Origin of the sequence: Bradyrhizobium sp. USDA 4538 (assembly GCF_024171045.1) — a bacterium.
Lineage (GTDB): Bacteria > Pseudomonadota > Alphaproteobacteria > Rhizobiales > Xanthobacteraceae > Bradyrhizobium > Bradyrhizobium australafricanum.
Genome location: NZ_JALJZE010000001.1, coordinates 2,877,111 through 2,893,869, shown reverse-complemented (window position 1 = coordinate 2,893,869; position 16,759 = coordinate 2,877,111). Strand labels below are relative to the sequence as shown.

The 16,759-nt window shown below is 64.4% G+C and carries 12 protein-coding genes; 7 read left to right on the top strand and 5 right to left on the bottom strand.

All coding sequences use genetic code 11. The features are described from left to right. Positions 1–74: 74 nt before the first annotated feature. The 3 genes from J2R78_RS12890 to J2R78_RS12880 all read left to right on the top strand — a co-directional run bounded on the left by J2R78_RS12890 (position 75) and on the right by J2R78_RS12880 (position 2,666). On the top strand, positions 75–353 hold the full coding sequence (locus tag J2R78_RS12890; RefSeq protein ID WP_016847064.1) for a metal/formaldehyde-sensitive transcriptional repressor: 279 nt from the start codon (positions 75–77) through the stop codon (positions 351–353). Between the two features lie 5 nt (positions 354–358). After that, positions 359–1,429: a nickel/cobalt efflux transporter gene (locus tag J2R78_RS12885; RefSeq protein ID WP_253604727.1), complete on the top strand. Its 1,071-nt coding sequence runs from the start codon at positions 359–361 to the stop codon at positions 1,427–1,429. 148 nt (positions 1,430–1,577) lie between these two features. After that, positions 1,578–2,666: a Cj0069 family protein gene (locus tag J2R78_RS12880; protein ID WP_253604725.1), complete on the top strand. Its 1,089-nt coding sequence runs from the start codon at positions 1,578–1,580 to the stop codon at positions 2,664–2,666. A 403-nt stretch (positions 2,667–3,069) separates the two neighbouring features. On the opposite strand, the gene maiA is transcribed toward J2R78_RS12880, so the two are convergent. The 3 genes from maiA to metF form a co-directional block, all read right to left on the bottom strand. Beyond that, on the bottom strand, positions 3,070–3,729 hold the full coding sequence (gene maiA, locus J2R78_RS12875) for a maleylacetoacetate isomerase (protein WP_253604724.1): 660 nt from the start codon (positions 3,727–3,729) through the stop codon (positions 3,070–3,072). 381 nt (positions 3,730–4,110) lie between these two features. After that, positions 4,111–7,965 carry a methionine synthase gene (gene metH / locus J2R78_RS12870; protein ID WP_253604723.1) on the bottom strand — a complete coding sequence of 1,285 codons (3,855 nt, stop codon included), beginning with the start codon at positions 7,963–7,965 and terminating at the stop codon, positions 4,111–4,113. A 3-nt stretch (positions 7,966–7,968) separates the two neighbouring features. Next, positions 7,969–8,883: a methylenetetrahydrofolate reductase [NAD(P)H] gene (gene metF / locus J2R78_RS12865; protein ID WP_016840922.1), complete on the bottom strand. Its 915-nt coding sequence runs from the start codon at positions 8,881–8,883 to the stop codon at positions 7,969–7,971. Positions 8,884–9,272: 389 nt separating this feature from the next. On the opposite strand from metF, the gene J2R78_RS12860 reads away from it, so the two are divergent. Next, positions 9,273–10,292, top strand: coding sequence for an LLM class flavin-dependent oxidoreductase (locus tag J2R78_RS12860; RefSeq protein ID WP_253604722.1), 1,020 nt, complete (start codon positions 9,273–9,275; stop codon positions 10,290–10,292). Positions 10,293–10,378: 86 nt separating this feature from the next. Here the strand turns inward: J2R78_RS12860 and J2R78_RS12855 are convergent, their stop codons facing one another. Further along, positions 10,379–11,239 (bottom strand): prephenate dehydratase, encoded by an 861-nt coding sequence (locus J2R78_RS12855; protein WP_076824865.1) that lies wholly within the window; start codon positions 11,237–11,239, stop codon positions 10,379–10,381. Positions 11,240–11,260: 21 nt separating this feature from the next. Further along, the gene (locus J2R78_RS12850; RefSeq protein WP_229190896.1) at positions 11,261–12,001 is read right to left on the bottom strand and encodes a 3-deoxy-manno-octulosonate cytidylyltransferase; all 741 of its coding nucleotides are present in this window, start codon (positions 11,999–12,001) and stop codon (positions 11,261–11,263) included. A 200-nt stretch (positions 12,002–12,201) separates the two neighbouring features. Here J2R78_RS12850 and J2R78_RS12845 point away from each other — a divergent pair, with 200 nt between their 5' ends. From J2R78_RS12845 to J2R78_RS12835, 3 genes are all read left to right on the top strand, one after another. After that, the gene (locus J2R78_RS12845; RefSeq protein ID WP_253604721.1) at positions 12,202–12,750 is read left to right on the top strand and encodes a cytochrome c family protein; all 549 of its coding nucleotides are present in this window, start codon (positions 12,202–12,204) and stop codon (positions 12,748–12,750) included. A gap of 263 nt (positions 12,751–13,013) precedes the next feature. After that, positions 13,014–14,870, top strand: a complete 1,857-nt coding sequence (locus J2R78_RS12840) for an extracellular solute-binding protein (RefSeq protein ID WP_253604720.1) — start codon at positions 13,014–13,016, stop codon at positions 14,868–14,870. Between the two features lie 17 nt (positions 14,871–14,887). After that, positions 14,888–16,756, top strand: coding sequence for an extracellular solute-binding protein (locus J2R78_RS12835; RefSeq protein WP_253609812.1), 1,869 nt, complete (start codon positions 14,888–14,890; stop codon positions 16,754–16,756). The last annotated feature ends 3 nt before the right edge of the window (positions 16,757–16,759 follow it).

Below are 16,759 nucleotides of genomic sequence, written 5' to 3'. Positions count from 1 at the left end.
GCCATGCCTCGATGCGCGCCCGGCTGGCCGACAGCATGGTTGACCAATATAGGGTACCCCCCTATATTACATTGATGTCGCATACCATCAAGCACAAGTCCAAGCTCGTCGGCCGGGTTCGCCGCATCAAGGGCCAGCTGGAGGCCGTCGAGCGTGCACTGGAGTCCGAGATTGGTTGTGCCGACGTGCTGATGCTGGTGGCTTCGGTCCGCGGCGCCATCAACGGGCTGACCGCGGAATTGCTCGAGGACCATATCCGCCACCATGTCGTGGATCCTGCCCGGGAAAAGGATCCCGAGAAGGCGCAGGGCGCCGCGGACCTGATCGACGTCGTTCGTACCTATTTGAAGTGAGTGCCATGACCGACCTGTCTCAGCTGCTCCAGCAGAGCAGCGCGCATGCGTGGCTGTTCGTGCCCAGCGCGATCCTGCTCGGCGCGCTGCACGGGCTCGAGCCCGGCCACTCCAAGACGATGATGGCGGCCTTCATCATCGCGATCCGCGGCACGGTGGTGCAGGCGGTGCTGCTCGGCCTGGCGGCGACGATCTCGCACACCGCCATCGTCTGGCTGGTCGCGCTCGCCGGACTTCATTTCGGCCAGCAATGGTCCGGAGAACGCAGCGAAGCCTGGCTGCAACTGGCGTCGGCGGTGATCATCATCGCGATCGCGGCCTGGATGGCCTGGCGCACCTGGCGCGAGCAGGCTGCCGAACACGATCACGATCACCACCATCATCACGACGAAACGCGCCAGCTTGTCCTGGCCGGACAATCGCTGTCGCTCGAGGTCTTCGAGGACGGCGTGCCGCCGCGCTGGCGGTTGCGAAGCGAGGCCGGAGCGCTGCCGGCGGCCGGCGACGTTGATGTCGTGACGATCCGTCCCGACGGCAGCGAGCAACGCTTTCGCTTCGCCGACAGGGGTGGTTATCTGGAAAGCATCGACGAAATTCCGGAGCCGCATGCCTTCAAGGTGCGCGTCTCAGTCCGCGCGGACGTGGCGGAAGTCCTGTTCGAGGAGCATGACCATGCGCATATGAATCTCGGCGACGAGGACGACGCGCATGCGCGCGCGCACGCCGCCGATATCCGCAAGCGCTTTGCCGGACGCACCGTCACGACATGGCAGATCATCCTGTTCGGCCTGACCGGCGGGCTGATTCCGTGTCCGGCGGCGATCACCGTGCTGCTGCTCTGTCTCCAGCTCAAGCAGTTCAGCCTCGGCTTCGTGCTGGTGCTTTGCTTCGGCATCGGGCTTGCGCTCACCATGGTCTCTGCCGGCGTTGCGGCCGCGCTCAGCCTGCGTCATGTCGAACGTCATTGGGTCGGCTTCAGCCGCTTTGCCCATCGCGCCCCCTACGTGTCGGCCGCGCTGATCGTGCTCGTCGGCCTCTACACGGGCTGGCTCGGGTTGCACGGGATCACGGCGTGATCCGGGATCGTGGCCAGATCCGCTTCGCTCCACTTCCATCTTGAAACCTGCGCGCGGTGGTCTAGATTTGCCTCAAGGGGACAAGGCAGACTCCCCGTGAGACCTCGGTCCAAGCTCTGCGCGACACTCACCGTCGTGGAGCTTTCACATGGACACCCAACCACACACACGTCTTCGTTCCGAAAATCGTCCTGGCAAAATCGCTATCCTGTCGCGTGGCGACGCCGCGTCGCGCCGGGAGGCGACCCCACAAAACAGCCGTTTCGTCCGCGTCTTCGAAGCGCTCGCCGCTTCGGGCATCGAGGCCGTTCCCGTCGTCTATGACGAGACATTCGCCGATGCCGTTCGCGACCAATTGCTGACGATGGACGGCGTTCTGGTCTGGGTCGATCCGATCCATCAGGGCAAGACGCGCGCCGCCCTCGATCCGCTGCTGCGCGAGGTCGCGGCGGCGGGACCATGGGTCAGCGCGCATCCCGACATCATCCTCAAGATGGGCGTCAAGGACGTGCTGTACCGGACGCGACACCTCGGCTGGGGCGCCGACACCCATCGATACGCCACGGTCGATGCGTTCCGCGCCGAATTTCCCTCGCGCTTGCGCGCGGGTGGTCCGCGCGTGCTCAAGCAGAACCGCGGCAATGGCGGGCAGGGCGTCTGGAAGGTGGAAACGGTGCCGAACACCGACGCGACGATTCGCGTGCTGCATGCGCTGCGCGGCAGCCAGCCGGAGGAGATGCCGCTGGAGGACTTCATGGCGCGCTGCGCGCCGTATTTCGGCTGGGGCGGCTGCATCATTGATCAGGCGTTCCAGCCGCGCCTGCCCGAGGGCATGATCCGTTGCTATGTCAGCGGAGCGAAGGTCGCAGGCTTCGGGCATCAATTGATCAAGGCCCTGATCCCGCCGCCCCCGCAAGGCCCGGATTCTCCGGAAGCCCAACCCGGACCGCGCATCATGCACGGCCCCGATGCGCCACAATTCCAGGCACTGCGAAGGTTGATGGAGGACGAATGGATCCCGCAAATGATGGCCGCGCTGACGATCGATGAGACGTCGCTGCCGGTGATCTGGGATGCCGATTTCCTCTACGGTCCACGCGATGCTGATGGCGCCGACACCTACGTGCTCTGCGAGATCAACGCGAGCTCGTGCTTCGCGATTCCCGCCGAAGCTCCGGCGGCGATCGCGCGAACGGTCAGGGATCGCATCGGTCGGAACATGGCGAGCGTGAGGTGAGCACGCCCTACAGGCTCCCTCTCCCGCATCCGCCAAGAGACTTCGGCGGATAGCAGGGGAGCGAGCCCGCCGCCGATGCTTGAGCCACGTGCGGGCCGATCGGCACCCGGCTTTCCCTGCGCCCTCCGTTCAAGAGAGGGCGGAGCGAAAGACAAAGCTCGGACAAATCATGTCGCGAGAACGCGGAAGTGTGTCACAGACGACGCCACACATTCGGTGTCGTCCCTGCGAAAGCAGGGAACCCATAACCACCGATGGTCATTATTGAGCAGTGCTGCAACGACGAGTCCCATCCACAACATCCGCCGCGGCGTATGGGTCCCGGCCTTCGCCGGGACGACGGTCGAGAGAGAACCGCGCACACGTTTGCGCCTCTGCCCGTCCTTTGCAGCGCGTCCGCAAACTACTTCGCCCGCATCGCTTCCGGCGTATCCGGCTGCGCGGACGGATGCGCCTTGGCGAATTCCGGCAGCGCCATGGCGGTCTCGTGGATGCGCTTCACGGTCGGCCAGGGCGACAGGCTGATCTGCTGGTTGATCGCCGCCGTGACATGGCCGACCAGGCAGATGTCGGCAAGGGTGGGTGCATCGCCGTGACAGAACCGGCCGGTCGCCTTGTGGCCGGCGAGGTGCCCCTCGAGCGCCGCCAGCGTCTCGACCGTCCAGTGCCGCCGCCACGCGTTCTGCTGGCTGTCGCGCAGATCGAGCTCGCGGTCGAGATAGCGCCGCACCCGCGGCGTCAGCAGCGGATGGCCCTCGCAGGCGACGATCAGCGCCAGCCCGCGCACCCGGGCGCGGCCGAGCGCATCCGCCGGCAGCAGCGGCGGCGTCGGAAAAGTCTCGTCGAGCCAGTCGATGATCGCGAGCGACTGGAACAGCACCGTGCCGTCGTCGGTCACCAGCGCCGGCAGCGCCATCTGCGGATTGATCTTGCGGTAGGCATCAGTGCGATGCGCGTCCGCATCGAGATCGACGAAGACGACGTCGGCGGCGACGCCCTTGAGGTTGAGCGCGACCCGCACCCGAAAGCTCGCCAGCGAGCGCCAGAACGAGAAGAACTGCATGGAGTGCACCCCGCATTTCTTCCCCTCTCCCCTTGTGGGAGAGGGTGGACGCGATGCAAGGCATCGCGGACGGGTGAGGGGTCTGTCTCCGGGGATAGAGACCCCTCATCCGTCGCGGACTTTGTCCGCGACACCTTCTCCCACAAGGGGAGAAGGGAAGAAAGGTCTATCCAGACCCGTAGCCCGGATGAAGCGCAAGCGAAATCCGGGGCCGGTCCGTCGTTCCGTCGCAGTCTATCCCGGATTACGCTTCGCTGCATCCGGGCTACGGCACTCCAATACGTCATGCCCGGGCTTGACCCGGGCATCCATCAATCTTCAGAAGTGTTTTTGAAGATGGATCGCCGGGTCAACCCCGGCGATGACACGTGTCGAGGAGGCCTACCCAGCCCCCACCTTCTTCTTGCGCCAGGCGAGATGCACGGCGCAGGTGCAGCCCTGCGGATGCGAGGCCAGCTCCGCGTCGTTGGCGGGCGTCGCGGCGGGCGCGATCGCCGATCCCTTCGCGCCGTCCTGCGAGGGGATGTAGTTCAAGACCGGCGCCAGCCAGCGCTCGATCTCGGCGACCGTCATGGCCTTGCGCGCGGCGTAGTCCTCGACCTGGTCGCGCTCGATCTTGCCGACGCCGAAGTAGAAGCTTTCGGGATGCGAGAAGTACAGGCCCGAGACCGACGAGCCCGGCCACATCGCAAAGCTCTCGGTCAGCTTCACGCCGGCGGTGTCCTCGGCATCGAGCAGCGCGAACAGCGTCCGCTTCTCGGTGTGGTCGGGTTGCGCCGGATAGCCGGGCGCCGGGCGGATGCCGTCATATTTCTCGAGGATCAGTTCGTCCGCCGACCAGGTCTCATCGGGCGCATAGGCCCAGAACTCCTTGCGCACGCGCTGGTGCATGCGTTCGGCGAAGGCTTCGGCCAGGCGATCGGCCAGCGCCTTGCACAGGATCGAGGAGTAGTCGTCATTGGCGTTCTTGAAGCGGTCGGCGACCGCATCCTCGCCGATCCCCGCGGTGACGACGAAGCCGCCGATATAGTCGGCGATGCCAGTTTCTTTCGGCGCGATGAAGTCGGACAGCGCGGCGTTGAAGCGGCCCTCGCGCTTCTCGAGCTGCTGGCGCAGCGTATGGAAGGTCGCGATCTTCTGCTTCCGCGTCTCGTCGGCATAGACCTCGATGTCGTCGCCGACGGCGTTCGCCGGCCAGAAGCCGACGGTGGCGCGGGCGGTGAACCACTTCTCCTTGATGATGGTGTCCAGCATCTTGCGCGCGTCGGCATAGAGCGAGCGGGCGACTTCGCCGACCTTGGGGTCGTCGAGGATCGCCGGGAAGCGTCCGGTCAGCTCCCAAGTCTGGAAGAACGGCGTCCAGTCGATGTAGTCGGCGAGCTCGGCAAGATCGTAGGCGTCGAAGCTCTTCAGCCCGAAGAAGGCCGGCTTTTTCGGCGGCGCCGCCGCAAAGTCGATCGCGACCTTGTTGGCGCGGGCCTCGCCAAGCTTCAGCCGCTTCTTGTCGGCCTGGGCGCGGAAATGCGCCGTCGAGATTTTTGCGTATTCGGCGCGTACCTCGGCGGCGTAGGCCTGCTTTTTCTCGGCCGACAGCAGCGAGGAGGCGACGCCGACGGCACGGCTCGCGTCATTGACATGCACGACCGGGCCGCCCGGATAGTTCGGGTCGATCTTCACTGCGGTGTGCACGCGGCTCGTGGTGGCGCCGCCGATCAGGAGCGGCAGGTTCATGCCCTGCCGTTGCAGCTCGCCGGCGAGGAAGCTCATCTCGTCGAGCGAGGGCGTGATCAGGCCGGACAGGCCGATGATGTCGGCGCCCTCGGCCTTCGCGGTCTCGATGATCTTGTTGGCGGGCACCATGACGCCGAGGTCGATGACCTCGAAATTGTTGCACTGGAGCACGATGCCGACGATGTTCTTGCCGATGTCGTGGACGTCGCCCTTCACCGTCGCGAGCACTATCTTGCCCGCGGCGTTGCGGCCGCCGGTGATGCCGTTGGCGAGATTGCGGGCCTTCTCCTCCTCCATGAACGGCATCAGATAGGCGACCGCCTGCTTCATCACGCGGGCCGACTTCACGACCTGCGGCAGGAACATCTTGCCGTCGCCGAACAGGTCGCCGACCACGTTCATGCCGGCCATCAGCGGCCCCTCGATGACGTCGAGCGGACGGGACGCGTTCTGGCGGGCGGCCTCGGTGTCCTGCTCGATGAACTCGGTGATGCCGTGCACCAACGCGTGGGACAGCCGCTCCTCGACCGGCCATTCGCGCCAGGCGAGATCTTGCTCCTTGGTCTGCTTCTCCTTGCCGCGGAATTTCTCGGCCAGCGCCAAGAGCCGCTCGGAGGCGCCGGGATCGCGGTTGAGGATGACGTCCTCGCAGGTCTGGCGCAGCTCGGGATCGATGTCGTCGTAGACGATCATCTGCCCGGCATTGACGATGCCCATGTCCATGCCGGCATGGATCGCGTGATACAGGAACACCGAGTGCATCGCCTCGCGCACCGGTTCGTTGCCGCGGAACGAGAACGACAGGTTGGAGACGCCGCCGGAGATGTGGGCGCCCGGCAGGTTCGCCCGGATCCAGCGCGCCGCCTCGATGAAGTCGACGCCGTAATTGTTGTGCTCCTCGAGGCCGGTCGCGATCGCAAAAATGTTCGGATCGAAGATGATGTCCTCGGGCGGGAAGTCGAGCCGGCCGACCAGGATGTCGTAGGCGCGCTTGCTGATCTCGGTCTTGCGCTTGAACGTGTCGGCTTGGCCGGTCTCGTCGAACGCCATCACCACCACGGCGGCGCCGTGGCGCTTGGCGACGGTCGCCTCATGGATGAACTTCTCCTCGCCTTCCTTGAGCGAGATCGAGTTCACGATCGGCTTGCCCTGGATGCATTTCAGGCCGGCCTCGATGACGTGGAACTTCGAGGAATCGACCATCACGGGCACGCGCGCGATGTCGGGCTCGGCGGCGACGAGGTTGAGGAACGTCACCATCGCCGCTTCGGAATCGAGCAGGCCCTCGTCCATGTTGACGTCGATGACCTGGGCGCCGTTCTCGACCTGGTCGCGCGCGACCTGCAGCGCGGCGGTGTAGTCGCCGGCGGTGATCAGCTTGCGGAAGCGCGCCGAGCCGGTGACGTTGGTGCGCTCGCCGACATTCACGAACGGGATCGCGTCGGTCAGCGTGAACGGCTCGAGGCCGGAGAGCCTGAGCCGCGGTGCGATCTCGGGCACCACGCGCGGCTTGTGCGGGGCGACGGCCTTGGCGATCGCGGCGATATGGTCGGGCGTGGTGCCGCAGCAGCCGCCGACGATGTTGACGAGGCCGGAGGCCGCGAACTCGCCGATCAGCCGCGCCATGTAGTCCGGCGTCTCGTCATACTGGCCGAATTCGTTGGGCAGGCCGGCGTTCGGGTATGCACAGACCAGCGTGTCGGCGACGCGGCCGATATCGGCGATATGCGCGCGCAGATCCTCGGCGCCGAGCGCGCAGTTGAAGCCGATCGTGACCGGCCTTGCGTGCCGCACCGAATGCCAGAACGCCTCCGGCAACTGGCCGGAGAGCAGGCGGCCGGACTTGTCGGTGATGGTGCCGGAAATCATCACGGGCACGTCGATGCCGCGCTCCTCGATGATCTCGGAAATCGCGTACAGCGCCGCCTTGGCGTTCAGCGTGTCGAAGATGGTCTCGACCAGCAGCAGGTCGGCGCCGCCGTCGAGCAGGCCCTTGGCCTGTTCGCCATAGGCCTTGCGCAGATCGTCGAAGGTCACCGCGCGATAGCCGGGATTGGAAACGTCGGGCGAGATCGAGGCGGTGCGGTTGGTCGGGCCGAGTGCGCCGGCGACAAAGCGCGGCTTGCCGTCCTCGGCGCTCACCCGCTCGGCGGCGGTGCGCGCCAGCCGGGCGCCCTGCAGGTTCAGCTCATAGGCGAGGTCCGACATGTCGTAGTCGGCCTGCGCGATCGAGGTCGAGGAGAAGGTGTTGGTCGCGACGATGTCGGCACCGGCGCGCAGATATGCGGCGTGGATGTCCGTGATCGCATCGGGCTGGGTCAGGATCAGCAGATCGTTGTTGCCCTTGATGTCGCGGTGGAAGTCCGCAAAGCGCGCGCCGCGGAACGCGGCTTCGTCGAACTGCAGGCCCTGGATCATCGTGCCCATGGCGCCGTCGAGCACCAGGATGCGCTCGCGGGCAGCCGCGAGCAAAGCGTTACGCTTGGGGGAAACGGGAACGGACATGTGTCAGGCAGCTTTCTGGGCACCGTTCGGCCGGATGCCGAGCAGGTGGCTGATCGCGAACACGAGGTCCGCGCGGTTCATGGTGTAGAAGTGGAAGGTGTCGACGCCGTGCTTGAACAGCTTCTGCACCTGGCCGGCGGCGACGGTGGCGGCAACCAGCTTGCGGGTCTCGGCGTCGTTGTCGAGGCCCTCGAACTTCTCGGCGAGCCAGTCCGGCACGCTGGTGCCGGCGCGCGTCACGAAATTGCGCGCCTGCTTGAAATTGTGCATCGGCATGATGCCCGGCACGATCGGAATCTCGATGCCGCGCGCGCGCACCCGGTCGACATAGCGGTGGTACAGGTCGTTGTCGAAGAACACCTGAGTGATCGCGCGCGTCGCGCCGGCGTCGACCTTGGCCTTCAGCGTGTCGATGTCGGCGTCGAAATCCTTCGCTTCCGGATGCTTCTCGGGATAGGCGGACACCGAGATCTCGATGTCGGCGTGGCGCCGCTTGATGCCGGCGACAAGCTCGGCCGAACTCTGGTAGCCGTCCGGATGGGTGAAGTAGGGCGTGCCGATGCCGCCGGGCGGATCGCCGCGCAGCGCGACGATGTGACGGACGCCGACCTCATGATAGCGGTCGACGATGTCGTCGATCTCGCCGCGCGAGGCGCTGACGCAGGTCAGATGCGCGGCCGGCAGCAGATCGGTCTCGCGCAGGATGCGGGTGATGGTCGAATGGGTGCGCTCGCGGGTCGAGCCGCCGGCGCCGTAGGTGACCGAGACGAAGTTCGGCGTCAGCGGCGCCAGGCGATTGATGGTCTCCCAGAGATTGCGCTCCATCTCCTCGGTCTTCGGCGGGAAGAACTCGAAGGAGATTTTCGGCGCTTTGGGCGCACGTGGTGCGTTCGGCACGGAGGAAATGGTCTCGGTCATGATACGCAAAGGCTCCGCAACTGGAGGGCAGACGTCCGGCCTGGATATGAAGGCCCCAAGATAAGCCAAACGCGTCGAATCAAACAGCCCATTGGATATGGGAAATTGCCCATTCGTGGCGCAGATTCGGCAAAAATTGACTATCGTGGACGCTCGGTGGGCAGCCCGTTGGTTTCGCGACGGTAGCATTAATATATTGAAAATATTGATATAATAATGATTCTGCAAGTGATTGGAGATCGAAATCGATTGTGGGTAGCTTGGTGCGTCAATGAACCGTCGTATATCGTCCCAAAATCAGCGGCTGCCGGCGCCGGCGTTCCGCCGCGGGACTGGTCTGCGTGGCCGGGGCCTTTGTCGCCTCGTGGCGCCACACTAGGTTGACGGCCATGATTCCGCTGTCCGTCCTCGACCTGTCGGTCGTCACCACTGGCACCAGGCCGGCTGTTGCGCTCCGCAACAGCATCGACCTGGCACGCCATGTCGATGGCCTTGGCTACGTCCGCTACTGGCTCGCCGAGCACCACAACCTCGCTTCCGTCGCGAGCCCGGCGCCCGATCTGATGATCGGGCAGATCGCGGCGGTGACGTCGCATATCCGTGTCGGTTCCGGCGGCGTGATGCTGCCCAACCACGCGCCGCTGGTCGTCGCCGAGCGCTTCAAGATGCTGGAGGCGCTGTTTCCCGGCCGCATCGATCTCGGCCTCGGCCGCGCGCCCGGCACCGACGGCGCCACCGCCTACGCACTGCGCAGCCGGCTCGATCGCCGCGAAGGCGATGATTTCCTCGAGCGGCTGCACGAGCTGACCTTGTGGGAGACGCGCGATTTCCCGCCCGGCCATCCCTACAACAATGTGGTGGCGATGCCGGATGATTCGCCGCTGCCGCCGATCTGGTTGCTCGGCTCGAGCGACTATTCCGCCGAACTCGCGGCCCAGGTCGGGATGGGCTTTGCATTCGCGCATCATTTTGCCACTCACGATGCAATTGCGGCGATGACGAACTATCGCGCGCATTTCAAGCCGTCGGGCTGGCGTGCGACGCCGCAGGCGATTCTGGCGGTTGCGGTTGTTGCGGCGGAGACCGACGCTGGAGCCGAGCGGCTTGCGCTGTCGATGGATCTCAACCGGTTGCGCCGCGACCGCGGCCAGTATCTGCCGCTGCCGAGCGTCGAGGAGGCAGAGGCCTATCCCTACACCGACGCCGAGCGCGCCTCGATCGCGCGCAACCGCGCCCGCCTCTTCGTCGGCAGCCCCGCAACCGTGATGACGAAGCTGGAGCCGCTGATCGCGGCGACCCAGGCCGACGAACTGATGGTGATATCAGCGGTCTACGACCATGCCGCGCGGAAGAAGTCGTACAGCCTGCTCGCCGAGGCGTTCGGGCTTGCGAAGACGGCGGCGGCTTGACCCCGTCATTCCGGGGCGATGCGCAGCATCGAACCCGGAATCTCGAGATTCCGGGTTCACGCTTCGCGTGCCCCGGAATGACTGCGTCAATCCTGCGTCTCGCTGAAGGTCGCGCGGAACGGATGGCCGGGATAGACGCCGACGATGCGGAATTCGCGCGAGAAGAATTTCAATTCCTCGATCGCGAACGCGAGGCCGCGCTCATCGGGGTGACCGTCGACATCGGCATAGAATTGCGTGGCGAAGAAATTGCCGTCGACCATGTAGCTTTCGAGCTTGGTCATGTTGACGCCGTTGGTGGCAAAGCCGCCCAGCGCCTTGTACAGCGCGGCGGGCAAGTTACGCACCCGGAAGACAAAAGTCGTGACCAGCGGCCCCGAACCCTGCGTGGCCCATTTGGCCTCGCGCGCCAGCACCACGAAGCGGGTGGTGTTGTGGGCCTCGTCCTCGATGTCCTCGGCGAGAATGTCGAGACCGTAGATGTCGGCGGCGAGGCGGGAGGCGATCGCCGCCACGCTCTTGTCGCCGCGCTCGGAGATGTCGCGGGCGCTGCCGGCGGTGTCGGCGGCGACGATCGGCTTGATGCCGAGCTTGCGGATGACGCGGCGGCACTGGCCCAGCGCGTGGACGTGGCTCTCCACGCTCTTGATGTCGGCGAGCTTGGTGCCCTTGATCGCCATCAGTTGATGGCGGATCGGCAAGAACCATTCGCCGACGATGAACAGGCCCGAGGCGGGCAACAGATGATGGATGTCGGCGACGCGGCCGGCGACCGAATTCTCGATCGGGATCATGCCGAGATCGGCCTCGCCCGAGGAAATCGCGGCCAGCGCGTCCTCGAAGGTCGGGCAGGGCATCGGCTCGGCGTCGGGATAGGCCTCGACGATCGCGATATGGGAATTGGCGCCAGGCTCGCCCTGGAACGCGATTTTCAGCTTCTTGGTCATGGGTGGCCTTTTACCAGCCGGTCAGGCTTTGGAAAGTATTCTGCGGGCGGTTTCGAGATCGGCCGGGGTGTCGACGCCGCGCGGGACGGTATCGACGATGGTGACGTCGATCCGCATCCCGGCCTCCAGCGCGCGGAGTTGCTCGAGCTTTTCCTGCTGCTCCAGCGGCGAGGGCGGCAGCGCCACGAACCGCTCCAGCGCGGCGCGGCGGTAGGCGTAGAGGCCGATATGATGGTAGCGCGGCCCGTCGCCATAAGGCGCGGTGGCGCGGGTGAAATACAGCGCGCGCAACCGGTTCGGCCCGATCGGCGAGCCGACCGCCTTGACGACGCTGGGGGCCTGATCCTCCTCCTCGGTATGGATGCGCGAGGCCAGGGTCGAGATGTCGACTGCGGGATCGTCGAGCGCCGGCATCACGCTGCGGATGGTCTCGGGGCTGATGGTCGGGAAATCGCCCTGCAGATTGACCACGATCTCGGCATGGCCGTCGGGGTCGAGGGTCGTCATCGCTTCATAAATCCGGTCCGAGCCGGACGGATGGTCGGGACGGGTCATTACGACCTCGCCGCCCGCAGCCTTCACCGCTGCAGCGATCTCGGCCGTGTCGGTCGCAACCGCAACCCGGCCGATGCCCGCCGCCTCGGCCCGCCGCAGCACATGGACGATCATCGGCACGCCGGCGATCTCGAGCAGCGGCTTTCCCGGAAGGCGAGTGGCGGCCATGCGGGCCGGAATCAGCACCAAGGTACGGGGTTGGGTCATTCGTGTCGGAGCCCGTCCGGCCTGCGGAAATTGCCGGGGAGGAGGTTGAATTCGGCGCGTTTATACGGGTTGCCAGAGCGCGGGCAAACCGATATCTCAACCCTGCTTGGGGCGGTGCGATAAGGCCGATTCCCAGGTCTTTCCCCGCGGCCGTATTCCCGGCCTGAAGTCGACATTCAAGGCCCGGAGCCTGACCCAAAATGGACTCCTTCGAACTCAACAAAATCCTCGGTGCGATTCTCGGCACCTGCATCGTCGTCCTGGTGATGAGCTTTGCCGCCAGCGCGAAATTCGCGCCGAAGCTGCCGGAGAAGCCGGGTTTTGAGATCGCTGTGAAGGAAGAGTCCCATGGCGGTGGCGGCGAGGCCGCTGCGGCCGCATCCGAGCCGATCGAGAAGCTGCTGCAGACCGCTTCCGTCGAGAAGGGCGCGGCGGCCGCCAAGAAGTGCCAGGCCTGCCACACCTTCGAGAAGGGCGGTCCCAACCGCGTCGGTCCGAACCTGTTCGGCGTCGTCGGCGAGAAGAAGGGCGAGGGCCGTGGCTTCAATTTCTCGGCCGCGATGAAGGGCAAGGGCGGCGAATGGTCGTTCGACGACCTCAACAAGTTCCTGACCAACCCTAAAGGCTTCATCCCGGGCACCGCGATGGGCTTTGCCGGCGTGCCAAAGGACAGCGAGCGCGCCGACATCATCGCCTATCTGAATTCGAACTCGGAGCACCCGGCTCCGCTCCCGACCGCCTCGAAGTAACGATTTGCTTCGCGCAAGCATGCGGATGAAACGGCCAGGCAATGCCTGGCCGTTTTCGCATGGGGAATCCGCTGTCGCGGGGTTGTTATCGGGACGTTTCGCCGCACCGATATTGTTCCCGGGCCAATATCATGAGGAAAAAGCAACGTAATTTGTCGAACCGTTGCCTTATATTGGGTCCCATGTAAGCGGGGCCGCAAGCAGGAAGACCGAATTTGGCGATCACCCGACGACACCTCCTTCAAGGCAGCGCACTGGCGGCAATGGCTCCGGCGCTCGGACTCACCCCCGGCCTGTCGGCGATCACGCCGGCCTTCGCCGACGAAGCCCCCAACGGGCTGAAATGGCGGCACGGCCTCTCGACCTACGGCGAAATCAAATACCCCGCCGACTTCAAGCGCTACGACTACGTCAAGCCGGACGCGCCGAAGGGCGGCGTGGTGCGGCTGTTCCAGCCCGGCACCTATGACAGCTTCAACCTGGTCGTTGCGGGGTTGAAGGGCACGGTCGCCTCTTCCGTCACCCGCATCTACGATTCGCTGATGGAGGCCTCGCTCGACGAGCCCGATACGTATTACGGCGAACTCGCCGAGGCGGCAGCCTTCCCCGACGATTTCTCCTACGTGATCTACCGCCTGCGGCCCGGCTCACGCTGGCACGACGGCAAGCCGGTCACGCCGGAGGACGTGATCTTCTCGTTCGAGGCGTGGAAGGCGAACAGCCCGATGTTCAGCGCCTACTACCGGCACATCGAAAAGGCCGAGAAGGTCGGCGATCGCGACATCAAGTTCACCTTCGACAGCCCGGGCAACCGCGAGCTGCCGATGATCACCGGTCAGCTCGTCATCCTGCCCAAGCATTGGTGGGAAGGCACCGACGCGCAGGGCAAGAAGCGTGACATCACCGCGAGCACGCTGGAGCAGCCGCTTGGCTCGGGTCCCTACCGGATCAAGGAGTTCGTTGCCGGACGATCGGTGGTGCTCGAGCGCGTCAAGGACTACTGGGGCAAGGATATTCCGATCGCGATCGGACAGAACAATTTCGACGAGCTGCGCTACGAATATTTCCGCGACGACACCGTCGCGCGCGAGGCGCTGAAGGCCGACCAGTTCGATTGGTACGGCGAGCGCAGCGCGAAGGAGTGGGCGTCGGCCTACGACGTTCCGCCGGTGCGTGAGAAGCGGCTGCTCAAGGAGCTCTTCACCGTCCGCAATCAAGGCCGGATGCAGGGCTGGGTGTTCAACCTGAGGCGCCCGAAATTCGCCGACCCCAGACTGCGCCGCGCCTTCAACTATGCTTTCGATTTCGAAGAGATGAACCGCGTGCTTTCGACCGGCGACTATCATCGCGATTCAAGCTATTTCGACGGCATCCCCGATTTGATGGCGACCGGCCTGCCGGAGGGCAAGGAGCTCGAGATCCTGGAGACGCTACGCGACAAGGTGCCGCCGGAAGTCTTCACGACGCCCTACAAGGATCCGGTCGGAGGCACGCCGGAAAACGTGCGCGCCAATCTGCGCGAGGCGACGCGGCTGTTGAAGGAAGCCGGCTTCGAGATCCGCGACCGCAAACTGGTGGATTCCTCAGGCCAGCCGTTCACGGTCGAGATCCTCGGCAACAGTGGCGATTCCGGCATGGAGCGGATCGCACTGTTCTACAAGCCGAGCCTGGAGCGCCTCGGCATCACCGTTAATCTGCGCGCCGTCGACACGGTGCAGTATCAGAACCGGGTGCGCGATTTCGATTTCGAGATGGTGACCCAGGTCTGGGGACAATCGATCTCGCCCGGCAACGAGCAGCGCGACAATTTCGGTTCGCAGGCGGCCGACCGGCCCGGCTCGAACAATCTTCCCGGCATCAAGAATCCGGCGGTCGATGCCATCATCGAACGCATCATCTTCGCCACCAGCCGCGCCGATCAGGTCGCCGCCGCGAAGGCGCTGGATCGGGTTTTGCTCTGGAACTTCTATCTTGTTCCACACTTCAATTACGACAAGCAGCGCTATGTCTATTGGGATCGCTTCAGCCATCCCGACCCGCTGCCGAAATACGCTGTTTCGGGATTCCCAAATCTTTGGTGGTACGACGCCGACAAGGCGGCCAAGCTCAAGCGTTCATAAAACTCAAGGATCCGCGCATGGCGCTATTCTCCCGTCGGCACGCACTCGGTCTCGGCATCGGTGCGTTGAGTGCTGCAGGCTTGCGTGCTGCGCCGGCAGTGGCCGACAACGGAACCGAGATGCACGGCATGTCGGTGTTCGGCGACCTGAAATATCCGGCGGATTTCAAGATCTTCGACTACGTCAATCCGAAGGCGCCGAAGGGCGGGGCGTTCTCAATGATCCCTTCGACCCGTGCCTACAACCAGTCCTTCTTTACGTTCAGTTCGTTCAACGCGTTCATCCTCAAGGGTGAAGGCGCGAAGGGCATGGAGATGACCTTCGATTCGTTGATGGCACGCGCGGGTGATGAGCCTGACGCGATGTACGGCCTGGCCGCAAGATCGGTCTCGATTTCTCCCGACAAGCTCACCTACCGCTTCACGATGCGGCCCGAGGCTCGCTTTCACGACGGCTCGAAACTGACTGCGCAGGATGTCGCGTTCTCGCTCAATACGCTGAAGGAGAAGGGGCATCCGTTGATCGTGGTGCAACTGCGCGATTTCGTGAAGGCCGAGGCGCCCGACGACGGCACCGTGATCGTGACCTTCGCGCCTAATCGCGCGCGCGACGTGCCGCTTTATGTTGCGGGTCTGCCGATCTTCTCGAAGGCCTATTACGCGAAGCGGCAGTTTGATGAGTCCACGCTCGAAGTTCCGCTGGGCTCCGGGCCGTACATGGTCGGCAAGTTCGAGGTCAATCGTTACGTCGAGTATAACCGCCTCAAGGATTGGTGGGCAGCCGACTTGCCGGTCAATCGCGGCAGTTACAATTTCGACACCGTGCGCTACGAGTTCTACCGTGATCGCGATGTCGCGTTCGAAGGCTTCACAGGCAAAAATTATCTGTTTCGCGAGGAATTCACGTCCCGTGTCTGGGCGACGCGGTACGATTTCCCGGCTATCAAGGACGGGCGGGTCAAGCGCGAGACATTGCCGGACGAAACACCGTCCGGTGGGCAGGGTTGGTTCATTAACACCCGTCTCGACAAGTTCAAAGACCCGCGCGTTCGCGAAGCGCTAATCTATGCCTTCGATTTCGAATGGACCAACAAGACCATCATGTACGACGCTTACGCGCGCAGCGTCTCGCCTTTCCAGAATTCGGACATGGTGGCTAGTGGACTACCTTCGCCCGAGGAATTGAAACTGCTCGAACCATTCCGCGGCCAAGTGCCGGATGAGGTGTTCGGCGAGCCCTTTGTGCCGCCGGTGTCGGATGGATCGGGACAGGACCGCGCATTGCTGCGAAAGGCGACGCAGTTGCTCAACGATGCAGGATGCGTCGTCAAGGATGGCAAGCGGCGATTGCCTAACGGCGACCCGCTTACGATCGAGTTCCTGCTAGATGAGCCGACTTTCCAGCCGCATCACGCCAGCTTCATCAAGAATCTCAAGCCGCTTGGCATCGATGCCAACATCAGGCAGATCGACGCAGTGCAGTATCGTGCGCGTGTTGAGGCTTTCGATTTTGAGGTGACGACCCAGCGTATATCCATGTCGGCGACGCCGGGTGACAGCCTGAGGCCTTACTTCTCGTCCCAGGCTGCGACTACCAAGGGCTCCTACAATCTGGCGGGCGTTGCCAACCCGGCGATCGACGCATTGATCGAAAAAGCTATCGCTGCCGAGACGCGGGCGGACTTAACCTTTGCCTGCCGCGCGCTCGATCGCGTCTTCCGTGCCGGCCGCTATTGGGTGCCACAATGGTATTCTAACAAGCACCGTGTCGCCTATTGGGACCAGTTCGGGCATCCGGAGAAGCCGGCGAAATATGCGGGCGTCGGCGCGCCCGACAACTGGTGGTATGATGCGGCCAAGGCCGCGAAGCTCGAGCAGGCGAAGTAGCCG